This is a genomic window from Streptomyces sp. NPDC104106 (genome assembly GCF_055584345.1).
The window spans coordinates 147168-160394 of record NZ_JBVJMF010000006.1 but is presented as its reverse complement, the minus strand read 5'-3'; the positions used below and the strand labels follow the sequence as shown (position 1 = coordinate 160394).

General features: G+C 74.1%; 9 protein-coding genes and 1 pseudogene. 4 read left to right on the top strand and 6 right to left on the bottom strand.

Annotation, left to right across the window (positions count from 1 at the left end; all coding sequences use genetic code 11):
- Positions 1 to 4 precede the first annotated feature (4 nt).
- The 4 genes from mdlC to ACZ60X_RS16570 all read right to left on the bottom strand — a co-directional run bounded on the left by mdlC (position 5) and on the right by ACZ60X_RS16570 (position 5259).
- Positions 5 to 1615 (bottom strand): benzoylformate decarboxylase, encoded by a 1611-nt coding sequence (mdlC, locus tag ACZ60X_RS16585; protein WP_469598747.1) that lies wholly within the window; start codon positions 1613 to 1615, stop codon positions 5 to 7.
- On the bottom strand, positions 1612 to 3192 hold the full coding sequence (locus ACZ60X_RS16580; RefSeq protein WP_469598745.1) for an ABC transporter permease: 1581 nt from the start codon (positions 3190 to 3192) through the stop codon (positions 1612 to 1614). The genes mdlC and ACZ60X_RS16580 overlap by 4 nt, the downstream gene beginning before the upstream one ends.
- Complete coding sequence (locus ACZ60X_RS16575; protein WP_469598743.1) at positions 3189 to 4157, bottom strand: ABC transporter substrate-binding protein; 969 nt, start codon at positions 4155 to 4157, stop codon at positions 3189 to 3191. The genes ACZ60X_RS16580 and ACZ60X_RS16575 overlap by 4 nt, the downstream gene beginning before the upstream one ends.
- Positions 4158 to 4251: 94 nt before the next feature.
- Complete coding sequence (locus ACZ60X_RS16570) at positions 4252 to 5259, bottom strand: Ppx/GppA family phosphatase (protein ID WP_469598741.1); 1008 nt, start codon at positions 5257 to 5259, stop codon at positions 4252 to 4254.
- 269 nt (positions 5260 to 5528) lie between these two features.
- On the opposite strand from ACZ60X_RS16570, the gene ACZ60X_RS16565 reads away from it, so the two are divergent.
- From ACZ60X_RS16565 to ACZ60X_RS16550, 4 genes are all read left to right on the top strand, one after another.
- Positions 5529 to 6713: an FAD-dependent oxidoreductase gene (locus tag ACZ60X_RS16565; RefSeq protein WP_469598738.1), complete on the top strand. Its 1185-nt coding sequence runs from the start codon at positions 5529 to 5531 to the stop codon at positions 6711 to 6713.
- Between the two features lie 132 nt (positions 6714 to 6845).
- Positions 6846 to 8639: an RICIN domain-containing protein gene (locus tag ACZ60X_RS16560; RefSeq protein WP_469598736.1), complete on the top strand. Its 1794-nt coding sequence runs from the start codon at positions 6846 to 6848 to the stop codon at positions 8637 to 8639.
- A 54-nt stretch (positions 8640 to 8693) separates the two neighbouring features.
- Positions 8694 to 9509, top strand: a complete 816-nt coding sequence (locus ACZ60X_RS16555) for an inositol monophosphatase family protein (protein ID WP_469598734.1) — start codon at positions 8694 to 8696, stop codon at positions 9507 to 9509.
- A 44-nt stretch (positions 9510 to 9553) separates the two neighbouring features.
- Positions 9554 to 10942, top strand: coding sequence for an FAD-binding protein (locus ACZ60X_RS16550; RefSeq protein WP_469598732.1), 1389 nt, complete (start codon positions 9554 to 9556; stop codon positions 10940 to 10942).
- A 118-nt stretch (positions 10943 to 11060) separates the two neighbouring features.
- Here ACZ60X_RS16550 and ACZ60X_RS16545 read toward each other — a convergent pair whose 3' ends face one another.
- Both ACZ60X_RS16545 and ACZ60X_RS16540 read right to left on the bottom strand, forming a co-directional pair.
- Complete coding sequence (locus tag ACZ60X_RS16545; RefSeq protein ID WP_469598730.1) at positions 11061 to 12230, bottom strand: acyltransferase family protein; 1170 nt, start codon at positions 12228 to 12230, stop codon at positions 11061 to 11063.
- Between the two features lie 266 nt (positions 12231 to 12496).
- A pseudogene (locus ACZ60X_RS16540) lies at positions 12497 to 13166 on the bottom strand (sugar phosphate isomerase/epimerase family protein).
- Between the last annotated feature and the right edge of the window lie 61 nt (positions 13167 to 13227).

The following is a 13227-nucleotide window of genomic DNA, read 5'->3' as shown; positions in this document are numbered from 1 at the left end:
CCCCTCACCCGGCCCACGGCTCGTACAGGGTGCCCGCGCTGCCGGTGACCCGCAGGTGCAGCAGGAAGGGGCCCGCGTCGTCGCCCCGGCCCAGGGCGTGGTCCAGGGCGGCCGGCAGTTCACCGGGGTCCTCGGCGCGGGCCGCCGGGCAGCCGAAGGACTGCGCGAGGGCCGCGAAGTCGATCCCGCCGATGTCCGTACCGGGCACGGGGGCGACGCCGATCCGCCGGCCGAGCGCGCGGACGGCCGCGTAACCGCCGTTGTCCACCAGGACGTACGTGACCGGGGCGGCGTGCCGGGCCGCGCTCCACAGGGCCTGTACCGCGTACAGGGCCGAGCCGTCGCCCGCCACGCACACCACCCGGCGCCGGTCGGCGAGGGCGCGGCCCACCGCGAGCGGCAGGCCCCAGCCGAGCGCCCCGCTGCCCGTGGTGAGGAAGCCGCCGCTCGTATCGACGGGCACGCGCGCGTGCAGCGCGTCCCGGTGGCTCGGCGCCTCCTCGACGAGCACCCGGTCGCGCGGCAGCCGGGCGCGCAGGAGGTCGAAGAAGAACTCGGGGGTGATGTGCCCACCGGGGGCCTCGGCGGGGGCGGGGGCCGCCCGGGGCGGCGGGGGCTCCCGGTCCGAGGCCCCCACCAGCTCCGCGAGCCGGATCAGGGCGGGCCGCAGGGTGGTGACGATGCTGGTGCCGACGGGCAGCCAGGCGGCCTGGGCGGCGTCGCAGTCCAGGTGGAACAGCTCGGTGCCGGGCGCGAGCGGGGGACCGTCGTCCGGCACGTGGTAGGTGAACACCGGCGTGCCGAGGGCGACCACCACGTCGTACGGCGCGAGGCGGGCGGCCAGGTGGCGGGCGACCGGCGGCAGGAAGCCCTGGAACAGCGGATGAGACTCGGGGAACCCGGAGCGGCCGGACAGCGGGCTGATCCACACCCCGGCCCGGATCCGCTCGGCCAGCGCCCGGACCGGCTCCAGCGCGTCCTCGTCGTCCACGCCGGGGCCGACCACGAGCGCCGGACGGGCGCAGGACTCCAGCCGGGCGGCGAGCGCGGGCAGGGCGTCCGGGGCGGCCGTGAACCCCGCGTGCACGGACCGGGGCGGCACGGGCGCGGCGGGACGGTCCCAGTCGTCCTCGGGCACGGACACGAACACCGGCCCGCGCGGCGGGGTCATCGCGGTCCGGTACGCCTCGGCCAGCACGGCGGGCACGTCCTCCGCCCGCTCGGGCTGGCGGGCGGACTTCACGTACGGGCGCGGGAACAGGGCCGGTTCGTCGGCGCCGAGGAACGGCCGCAACTGGATCAGCGAGCGTGCCTGCTGGCCCGCGACGATCACCAGCGGCACCCGGTCGCGGTAGGCGTTGAACACCGCGCCCAGGGCGTGCCCCACCCCGCCGGCCGAGTGCAGGCTCACGAACGCCGCGCGCCGGGTGCCCAGCGCGTGTCCGGCCGCCATACCGACGGCGACGGACTCCTGGAGGCCGAGCACATAGGTGAAGTCGTCCGGCCAGTCGCGGAACATCCGCAGTTCCGTGGAGCCGGGATTGCCGAAGACGGTGGTCATCGCGGTGTCGCGCAGGAACCGTACGACCGCCTCGCGCACGGTGGCCGTCGTCATGCTGTCCTCCCTGGGCCGACGAGCCGTCGCTCGACCGCCAGCAGACCGGTGTTGAGGAGAAAGCCGAGCGCGCCGAGCAGCACCAGCGCCGCCCACACGGTGAGCAGGTCGGAGCGGGTCTGCGCGTCGGTGAGGGTGAAGCCGATGCCGTTGTCGCTGCCCGGCAGCAGCTCCGAGAAGACCATCAGGATCAGGGACAGCGACAGACTGAGCCGCAGCCCCGCGAAGATCCGGGGCAGCGCCGAGGGAAGGATCAGGAACCACAGGCGCTCCGGCACCGTCAGCCGCAGCACCGACGCCGTCTGGAGCCGCAGCGGATCGGTGGCACGGGCGCCCTCGGCCGCGTTGACCAGCACCGGCCACACGGCACTGAAGGCGATCGAGGCCACCTGCATCGGCGTGCCGAAGTCGAGGACCACGACGAACACCGGCACCAGCGCGGGCGGCGGCACGGCCCGCGCGAACTGCAGCACCGGGTCGCACAGGGCGTACGCCCGCCGTGACCGGCCGACCGCGATCCCGAGGGCGATCCCGACGGCGGCCGCGAGCGCGAACCCGGCCGCCATCCGGCCGAGGCTCGGCAGGATCGTGCCGGTGGCGTCCGGGGTGAGGAACAGATGCCGGGCCGGGCCGGAGAACCACAGGTCATGGACGTGCCGGACGATCCGCAGCGGGGGCGGGAAGTACACGCTGCCCCGCGCGCGGGCGGCCAGTTCCCAGCAGGCGGCGGCGACGAGGAGCACCGACCAGCGCAGCAGGAAGGGGACGGCGGCGCCGCGGGGCCGCTCCCCGGTGAACCGCCCTTCCGGGCCCCGCCGCTGCGCCGTCCAGGCGAACGACCGCCGTTCCGCGGCCACCAGTACGCCGTTGGCGACCAGCCCGAGACAGCCCGCCCACACCACCCCGGCCAGGACGTCCCGGGTGCCGTCCGGCGCGGTCTGGGCCTGGGCGATGAAGATGCCGAGGCCCTGCCCGAAGCCGGAGAGCAGCTCGCCGGCGACGGCCAGGATCAGGGCGACGGCGGCGGAGATCCGCAACCCGGCGGCGATGAACGGGGCGGTGCCCGGCAGCTCCACCCGCCACAGCACCGCGAGCCGCCCGAAGCCGAAGGCGCGCAGCGTGTCCCTGGCGACCGGGTCGGTCTCGCCGAGGCCGTAGACGGTGTTGAACAGCACCGGCCACAGCGAGGCGTACGCGATCAGTGTCACCTCGGTCCGCGTGCCCGACCCGAGCAGCAGCGACACCAGCGGGATCAACGCGACCGAGGGCAGCGGCCGCAGGAACTCGACCACCGCGCGCACGGCGGCCTCCGCCACCGGCACCGTCCCGAGCAGCAGGCCGAGCGGTACGGCGATCGCGCAGGCGAGTGCCAGGCCCAGCGCCCAGGCCCGCAGGGTCGCCCCGACGCCGTCGAGGAAGGTCCGGTCACCGGCCAGCTCCACGGCGCGGGCGAGGACGTCGGAGGCGGGCGGCAGATAGGCGCGCCGTACGATCCCGGCCCGGGAGACGGCCTCGCACGCCCCGAGGGCGAGCGCCGTGCCGAGCAGGCCGAGGGCGAGGTCCTGACGTCGCGTCATGTCGTCAGCAGCGGCGCCGGGTCGACGTCCTTCGTCAGCAGTCCCTGTGCGCGCATGAGCCGGACCAGCCGGCGCAACTGGGCCGCGTCGGCGGTCGCGGGATAGACGGGCAGCTGGATCGCCTTGGCCTCGTCCGCCGTCACCTTGGCGTACTTCGGCAGTTCCGCGCGCACCGCGCCCGGATCGCCGGCGGCGAGCTTCGAGGCCGCCTCGATCGCCCGTCGGAAGCCCGCGGCCGCCTTCGGGTGCTCGTGGACGAAGGCGCCCGTGGTGACGTAACCGCTGGCGGGCAGGCCCCGCGCCGGTCCCGAACCCCCGTCCAGCAGGACCCGCGCGCCCGTCTGGTCCCGGATCGCGGAGTCGAAGGGCTCGACCGCGTGGACGGCGTCCACCTGTCCCCTCTCCAGGGCGGGGCCCATCTGCGGGAACAGGATCTGCCGGTAGACGGGCCGCCCCGCGCCCCGGGCGTCGAGGATCGCGTTCAGGGTGAGGGACTGGATGTTGTTGAGGACGGCGACGGCGACCTTCCGGCCCGCCAGGTCCTCGGGCGACTTCAGGTGCGAGTCCCCGGGCACGAGGACGTCCATCATGTGCGGGGCGATGCGCACGCCCTCGGCGAGGATGCGCAGGTCCAGGGTGCCCTTCTCGTACGCCTGGAGGTAGGTGACGTAGTTCGCGCTCGCGATCACGTCGACCTGTCCCTTGAGCAGCGCGGGCAGCGCCTGGATGCTCTGCTGCACGGGCTGGATCCGCACGTCCAGCCCCTCCTTGGCGAACAGGCCGCGGTCCCGCGCGAGATAGAGCGCGGCCGAGTCGGTGAGCGGCAGCGCCGCCACGGTCAGCCGCTGCCGCCCGTCCGTGGCGGACGACGAGCCGCCGCCGCCGCAACCCGTCAGGAGCAGCGCGGCCGCGGCGACCAGGGCGGCGAGGCGTGTGGTGAGCGATCGTGATCGACGTAATGCCATACGGGCATGCGTACCCATGCTTTGTCATGATCGCTACACGTCGGGGCGTGTTTCGTTGCCGTCGGGTGACCCTGCCGGCGCGGGGGGCCCGCGGCTACGCCGACGGACCCGCGATGCGCAGCGTCGCCGCCGGGGACGGGCCCGCCAGGTCCGTGGCCCCGGTGACCTCCGTCCACCAGTCGGCACCGTCCTCGACATAGCGCAGCAGGACGCCCTCGCGGATCGCCCACGGCAGCACGACGACCCGGCGCAGCCCCATCAGCTTGAGCGCCGTGTGTCCCACGACCGCCCCGGCCAGGCTCTGCTCGGCGCGCGGCGCGGAGATGCCGGGCAGCCCGGCCCGCTCGGCCGCGGGCAGCGCGGCGAGCCTGCGCACCGCCGCGCCCAGGTCCCGGCAGCGCATCTCCCGCCGCTCGAACGGGCCGTGCCGCCCCGGCGCCGCCCCACACAGCCGGGCCAGCTGCTGGAACGTGCGCGAGCTGACGGCGGCCGTGCGCGGCGCCTCCCAGCGGACCCGCGCGGCCACGTCCCGCAGATCGTGGCGGATCCGGCGCCGCAGCTCCTTCAACTCGGCCGGGTCCGGCGGGTCCTGGACCGCGAGGTGTTCCCGGGTGAGCCGGGCGGCGCCCAGCGGGAGGGAGGCGGCGAAGTCCGGCAGCCTGCCCCTGCCGAAGGCCACCTCCAACGAGCCGCCGCCGATGTCGAGCAGGGCCAGGGGGCCCGCGTGCCAGCCCAGCCAGCGCCGGGCCGCCAGGAAGGTCAGCTCGGCCTCCGTCTCGCCCGGCAGGGTGCACATCCGGATCCCGGTTCCGGCCGCCACCCGCCGCAGCACCTCCTGCCGGTTGGGCGCGCCGCGCACCACCGCCGTCGCGAAGGCCAGCGGACCCGTCGCATGCCAGCGCCGGGCCGTGGCTCCCGCCGCGGCCACCGCCTGCACCAGACTCTCCACCGCCTCGTCGGCGATGGTGCCGTCCGGGCCGACGTGTTCGGACAGGCGCAGCTTCCACTTGACCGTGTGCACCGGCAGCGGAACACCTCCCTCCACATCCGCGATCACCAGTCGGACCGTGTTCGAACCCGCATCCACCACGCTCAACCGCATGGCCTGGGCGTACCCAGTTCCCCGTCGAAAACCCGTCGCCGCAGGGGGCGCACCCGAGTGCCGCCTGTGCACAGCGCCCCACCGTGTACCGCCCGGGTACGGCGCGCGGGGACGCAGGCGCGTCGTGCACACGCGGCCGCCGCGGACCTCGCGCGCCGCCCGGCGCACGCTGTCCGGATCCGGCCCGTCGGACCGCGCGGCCCCGGCCCCCTGCGGACCTCCGTTACTGTCGGGGCGACGACCACCACCGTCGGCACGGGGAGCGGCACTTGAGCGGGACGGACACGACGAAGGTACTGGTGATCGGCGGCGGCATCGCGGGGAGCGCCGCCGCGCTCGGGCTGCACAAGGCCGGGCACGACGTCACCGTGTACGAGACACACCCCGACACGGCCGCGGACATCGGGGCGTTCCTGACCCTGGCGAGCAACGGCATGCGCGCCCTGGCCCAGCTCGACGCCACGCACGCCGTCACGGCCCTCGGCTTTCCGCTCACCTCGCTCCGGCTGCTCGACAGCCAGGGCACCGAGCGGATGCACGGGCCGCTCGGCGAGGTGGGCGACCCGGCCCTGCACTACCGCTGCCTGCGCCGCGGCGAGCTGAACACGGCCCTCCAGCGCGAGGCGGCCCGGCGCGGCATCCTGGTGCGGCACGGCGCGCGCCTGACCGACCTGACCGACGGCCCGGACGGCGTCACGGCGCGCTTCGCCGACGGCGGCACCGCCCACGCCGACCTCCTCGTCGGCGCCGACGGACTCAACTCCACGGTGCGCCGGATCCTCACCCCGGCGGTGCGGCCCCGATACACGGGCCAGCGGGTCTTCTACGGCTACACCGGCACCGCTTCGGGCGGGGAGGCGAGCGGCGGCATCACCTTCGTCCGGGGCAGCGAGACCACCGTCGGCTACGCGGTGTCGCCGACGGGGCAGACGTACTGGTTCGCCCGCGTGAACACGCCTGCGCTGCCCTCGGACGGCACGGCCCACGAGGCCGCCTGGCGCGAGGAGTTGCTGCCGCTGCTGAACAAGGACACCTCGCCGGCCGCCGGTGTCGTGGCCGCCTCCGCCGGCCCCGTCCTGGCCACCAACGCCACCGAACTGCCCCTCGGCGCCGTGTGGCACACCGGACGCGTGCTGCTCATCGGGGACGCGGCGCACGCCGCGTCCCCGGCGAGCGGCCAGGGCGCCTCGATGGCCCTGGAGGACGCCGTCGTCCTCGCCAAGGCGCTGCGCGACCTGCCCGACGCGCCCACGGCGTTCGCCGCCTACGAGGCGCACCGCCGCCCGCGCGTGGAGCGCAACATCACCGTCAGCGGCGGCATCTCCCGGGCCGGACACAGTCCGGCGGCCCGACCGGGCGCCGTCATGGCCCGCCCGGCCGACCCGGACGCGGCTCTCGTCCGCCAACTCGACTGGGACACCCCGTTGCCCGCCACCGCCCCCGAGGAGCCGTAGGGGCGCACCCGAGCCGGGGTATGCGCGCCCGCTCGCGAAAGTGCAAGAGGCGGCGCACGGGAGTCCATTGCCGGGCGGAGGCCGGAGCCGGATCGTTCCGTGCAACCGGACCTTCGGCAACAAGGAGCACAGGTGCGACTCTTGAACAGAGCGGGCGGCGCCGTCGCCACGGCCGTGGCCCTGGCCCTGGTCCTGGGCGGCGGCCCGCCGTCCCCGGCAGCGGCCGCGGCCCCCGACGCCGCCGCCTACCGTGTGACCGTGGGCAGCCCGGTGCCGTTCACCCACCCCACGGACACCCCCGCCACCCCCTACCTGGACCGCGACGGCACCTTCCACTACCAGCAGTCCGCCGCGCTGTACGGCGCCAGGGACCCGCGGACCTGGGACTTCTACACCGGCAGGGACTTCGACACGGCCACCTTCGACAAGACCCTCAGCAAGGCGGTGAACCCCGCCGACCCGGCCGACCGCAACGACGACACCACATGGCGCTGCAACAACAGCCCCACCGGGCGCGAGGCGACGTACGCGCCCAGCGGCTCGGGCTACGCCCAGAGGAACTACTGCGACCTGTCCGGTGTGTGGGTCGACCCCGACACCGGCGACTGGTACGGCCTGGTGCACAACGAGTTCGCCCCGCAGCCCTTCGGCGACGGACTGCACTACGACGCCGTCGACTACGCCGTCTCCACCGACCACGGCCGCACCTGGACCATCAAGGACCACGTGATCACCTCGCCGTACAGCACCGAGCGCGGCGACACGAAGGCCTTCCCGCACCAGACGTACTCGTACGGCGACGGCGACCAGCGCCTCTTCGCCGACACCGCCTCCGGCTACTTCTACGTCTATTACGGCTCCCGGATCATCGACAAGAGCGGCGGCTGGAAGGCGTTCTACGAGCACGTCGCCCGCGCCCCGATCTCCGCCAAGATGGCACCGGGCTCCTGGCGCAAGTGGTACGACGGCTCCTGGTCCCAGCCGGGCACCGGCGGCAAGGAGAGCGACATCGTCCCCGTCGACTCCGCCCACCCCGCCGGCTACCCGCCCGCCTCCGCCGAGTACGACCCGGCCGACACCGGCACCGCCGCCCAGCAGATCGCCGCCGGGACGATGCCCCCGACCTCCGCGCTGTTCGTCATGAACATCACCTACGACGCCTACCTCGGCCTCTACCTCGGCGAACCGCAGGCCGTCGACCAGAGCGGCGGCTCACCGCAGTACCTCTACGCCACCGACGACCTGGCCACCCAGAAGTGGCGCCTCATCGGGGACACCGGCGGTTACACCAACGCCTCCTGGTACCGCTGGTTCCTCGACAGCGCCAACCGCACCAGTTCGGCGGTCGTCGGCAGGACCTTCCGCTCCTACTGCGCCTTCGGCTGCTCCCACGACGCCTCCGGCGAGTACGTGGACGTCACCGTCGACCCCGCAGGCCCCGTGGCCGCGCCCGTGGACACGAGCCGCCGCTACCGCATCGCCGGCGCCGGGGGCCGCGTCCTCGCCCAGGTGGCCGGCGGCTCCGCGACCACCTCCCTGGCCCGGCCCACCGGAACCGGCCGGGACACCTGGGTCTTCACCCCGACCGGCGACGGCGCCTTCACCGTCGCCAACACCGCGAGCGGCCGGCTGCTCGGCGTGGACTCCGCCTCCACCGCGGGCCGCGCCTGGGGCGCCCGGCCCACCGTGACCAGGGCACCGGCCGGCGGTCCTGCCGTCGGACAGCAGTGGTTCGTGATCGCCGGCGCCGACGGACGGACCTACCGTCTGGTCAACCGCTACAGCGGCCTCGTGCTGGGCCTGTCCGGCAGGGCCGGGCGACTCGCCGAGACAACGCCGGTGCGCACGTGGACGGACGGGAGCGGCAGCGCCGTCGGCGGCGGCCGCAGCGCGGCCGAACAGACCCTGAGCCTCACGGCGAGCTGACCACCGCACCCCAACGCCACCGGTCGCAAGGGCTCTTCCGGCTATCCTGCGCGCATGTCGATCATCAACGGGGAATCCGACGCCCGCCTGGCCCTGACCGCGGCCCAGGCGGGCGCCGCCGTGGTCCGGGACCTCTACGGCGGCCGGCTCGCGCGCTACGACAAGTCCGCCGGCGACTTCGCGACCGAGGCCGACCTGGCCGCCGAGCGCGCCATCGTGGACATCCTGCGCGCCGCCCGCCCCGACGACGCCGTGACCGGCGAGGAGAGCGGCCGCTCCGGCGCCGCCGACGCCCGCCGCCGCTGGCTCGTCGACCCGCTGTGCGGCACCCTCAACTACGCCGTGCGCACCATGCTCGTCGGGGTCAACGTCGCGCTGCGCGAGGGGGAGCGGGTCACGGCCGCCGCGTCCGCCGACCCGTTCAGCGGCGAGGTGTTCTGGACCGACGGCGCCGCCGCCTGGATCCGGCAGGACGGCGGGGACCAGCGGCTGACGCCCGACGCCGGCTCCGCGCTGGTGGACGTCAACCTCGACCCGCCGTTCCCCGGCGCCCCCGGCTTCCAGACGGCCCGCCTCCTGGCCGACCCGGGCTTCGCCGAGCGGTTCCGGCCACGCGTGATCTCCAGCACCCTCGCGGTCGCCTGGGTCGCCGCCGGCCGCCGGGCCGCCTACGTCACCGACGGCGACCTGCGCGACAGCGTGCACTTCGCGGCCGGTATCGCGCTGTGCCGGGCGGCCGGCTGCACGGTGACCGGCCTGCACGGCGAACCCGTGCTCACCGGCGCCGACGGGCTGATCGCGGCGGCCGACCCGCAGACCCACGCCGCACTGCTCACCCTCGTCAAGGGCCAGCTCCTCCAGGGCAGTTGACGGCAACCTCGACGCCCACCGGCCGCGTCTGGTGTGATTCCCGCATGACGCAGGTCCCTGATCTCGCCGCCCGCTTCGGCCCGGCCCTGGACACCCGCCCCGAGGCATTGCGTACCTGCGCCGAGGACTTCGGCCGCATCGTGCGTGAGACACCGCTCGGCGTGCTGCGCCCGGGGTCCGCGGCCGAGATCGCGGACCTGCTGCGGTTCGCCGGCCCCCGGAGCCTGCCGGTGAGCGTGCGCGGCGGCGGCCACTCGATGTACGGCCAAGGGCAGGCGGCCGGCGGGATCGTGCTCGACCTGCGCTCCATGAACGGGATCGGCCCGGCGGCGGGAGGCCGGATCACCGTGGGAGCGGGAGCGTCGTGGCGGGAGGTGCTGGCCGCCACCCTGCCGCACGGGCTCACGCCCCCGGTCCTCACGGACTATCTGGGCGCGAGCGTCGGCGGGGTGCTCTCGGCGGGCGGACTCGGCGGCGCCAGCCACCGGCACGGCCTGGTCGCGGACCAGGTCCTGGAACTGGAGGTGGTGACCGGCGCCGGGCAGCACCGCGTCTGCTCACCGGACCGGGACCCGGCGCTCTTCCACGCCGTGCTCGCGGGCCTCGGCCAGTGCGCCGTCATCGTCACCGCCACCCTGCGCCTGGTCCCCGCGCCCGCCCGGGTGCGCCGCTACTGCCTGTACTACACCGACCTCACCCGCTACCTCGCCGACCAGCGCCACCTCGCCGGGGAACGGCGCTTCGGCTATCTGGAGGGCCAGGCACACCCGGCCGAGGAGGGGTGGCGGTACATGATCGAGGCGGTGGCCCCGCACCGGGACGGCCGCGCGCCGGACGACGGCGCCCTGCTCGGCGGCCTCGCCCACGACGCCGGCACGGTCGAGGCGACCGACCTCGGCTACGCCGAGTTCGCCCACCGCGTGGACACGGACGAGGCGGTCCTCACGGAGACCGGGGAGTGGCTGCATCCGCACCCGTGGCTGAATCTGCTGCTCCCGCACGAGCGGGCCGAGTCCGTCGTACGCACCGTCCTCGCCGACCCGGCCTTCCACGACCTGCGCGGCACCGGCCTCGTCCTGCTCTACCCGCTGCTCTCCGGCCCGCTGCGCGCACCCCTCTTCCGCCGTCCGCCCGGTGAACCGCTGCATCTGTTCGCCCTGTTGCGCACGGGGCCGCCCGGCAGCCCGGAGGCGGTCGCGACGATGGTGGCCGCCAACCGCACCGCCTACCACCTCGCCCGCTCCGCGGGCGCGGTCGCCTATCCCGTCAACGCGCTGCCCCTGTCGGACACCGACTGGCGGGACCACTACGGCAGCCGCTGGCAGGCCTTCGCGCAGGCCAAGCGGCGCCACGACCCGCACCTGGTGCTGGCACGCGGACACGGTCTGCGGTTCCGACCCGGCCGCCCGGGCCGCGCAGGCGTCCTTGCGTGAGGTCCGGCGACGTCGTCCAGATCCCGGTCGACGAGGACGTCAACGTGTGCGGAAAACAGCATGGTGCGCCGGCTCCGCCGAAGCGGGAGCCGGCGCACCATGCTGTCGCGGCGAGGCCTCAGTCCCGCGTCGCCGGTTCGGGCTCGCGGTTGACCGGCACCGGGGCCGGGAAGCGGCGCCGGCGCAGCAGCAGACGTCGGGCCGGTACCTCCACCGCCTCGTACAGCAGCCAGGACAGGCCGAGCGAGAGCGCGAACACGGTGGCGGTGACGGCGATCCCCGCGAGCGCGCCGAAGTGCGGCTTGACGCCCAGCAGGTGGGTCCCCGCCCGGAGAACCAGCAGATGCACCATGTAGAAGGCGAAGGACAGTTCCCCCAGCCGGACCATCCGCCGGCTGCGCCACATCGAGGGCAGCCCCTTCAGGTCCGCGTTCGCCGCCGCCGGGATCAGCAGGGTGAAGCCGATGATCGTGCACATGGTCGCGGAGTAGCCGAGCGGGGCCTGCGGGACCAGGAAGTACCCGATGATGGCCAGGGCGAGCGAGGCCTCCAGACCGGGGCCGCGCCAGCGGCCGAGCAGGACCAGCCGCGCGGTGACCGCGCCGAGGACGAACTCGGGCAGCCGGGCGGCCGGGAACGAGTACAGCGCGTACGACCACCAGTGCTGGGAATCAGCCCGTGAGATCACCACGATCGCCACCAGCGACAGTCCGCCCAGCGCGACCGATCCGCGCACGCCGAGCCGGCGCAGCAGCAGGATCAGCAACGGGAAGGAGGCGTAGAAGAAGGCCTCGCAGGCGAGCGACCAGCTCACCGGGTTGAGCGTCTGCCACCAGGGCCGCCACCAGGAGTGCAGCAGGAGCACATTGGCGACCGCCTGCTTCGGCGTCGGCTGCGCGCCGCGCTCCAGCGTGAGCGCCAGTACGAACGCGAGGCCGACGGTGACCAGGTGCACCGGATAGATCCTGGCGATGCGGCGCCGCCAGAAGCCGAGTACCCGGTCGTGGGGTCTGGCCGACCAGGTCAGCACGAACCCGGACAGCACGAAGAAGAACGACACTCCGGTGGCACCGGAGCTGAAGCCCCAGTACATGAGCCGGCCACCGGTGTCGCCGAAATATCCGAAGTTGTTCACGTGCAGTCCGAACACGAGCAGCGCCGCCATCCATCGCAGTCCCGTCAGGGACGGCAACGAGGGATTGGCGGCGCGCGGGGAGTCCCTGGCGGCCGTCTCGCCGTCAGAGGAGGGCGGCGTCGTCCGGGGCGCCCGGGTCGTCGCCGTGGTCATCGAATCACCTGCCGCAGAGGATTGGCGTGGAGCATGAAGGGGAACGTTGCCCATTCATCTCAGATCATTGCGCCAAATGGCAAACATCACACTGCTGCCGAACGATGCACCCTTCTGTATGCCACGGACAGGCGGACCGGTGCACCCTTTCGAGTGACGACACGCCGTCTGATCTTGATCAGCCTTCGTCCGTGCTCGGACGAATCGGTAGATACCGTCCCCTGTCGGCGCGTGGGCCGCCCCGTACGCACCGTGTGCCCGGATACCTACGCGGCGAGTTCCTTGGTGATCCGTTCCAGCATGAACGCCGAGGACTCGCGGGCGCGCTCCTCCCAGGCGAAGACACAGGCCGTGGCCACGCCGTCGAACCTCAGCTCACGCAGTGTGCCGAAGAACACGTCCCAGTCCACCTCGCCCTGCCCGATGTCCAGGTGCTGCTGGATACGGGCCGGGGTGCCGGGCGGGTTGAGGATGTACCGCAGGCCGGAGGACCCCTTCGCCGGGTCCGCGCCCGGCAGGTGGAAGGAGTGCGGGGCGCAGTACAGGTAGTTCACCCAGGGCATGTTGATCGCGCGGACGAGGTCGACCGCGGGGGTGTTCTCCTCGCAGAAGTCGTCCGGGTGCGCCTCCAGGTTCAGCGCGATGCCCTCCCGCTCGAACAGCGGCAGCAACTCCATAAGCGAGCGCCAGAACGCCGCCTCGCTCTGCGCGGCCCGCTCGGGACGGCCGTTGAACTCCGAGTTCATCAGCGGGCACTCCAGGTCGGCGGTGATCTCGATCATCCGCTTCCAGTAGCGGACCCCGCTCGGTCTCGTCCGGCGAGGACCACGTGTACAGCGGCAGCACGGAGGAGAGCTCGACCCCGTGGTCGCGCAGCGACTTCTTCAGCTCCGCGATCCGCGCGTCGTCCGCCCGCGGGTGCAGGAAGAACGGCATGAAGTCGTCCCGCGGCAACAGCTCGATGTACTCGTAGCCGAGTTCGGCCACTGTGCGCACC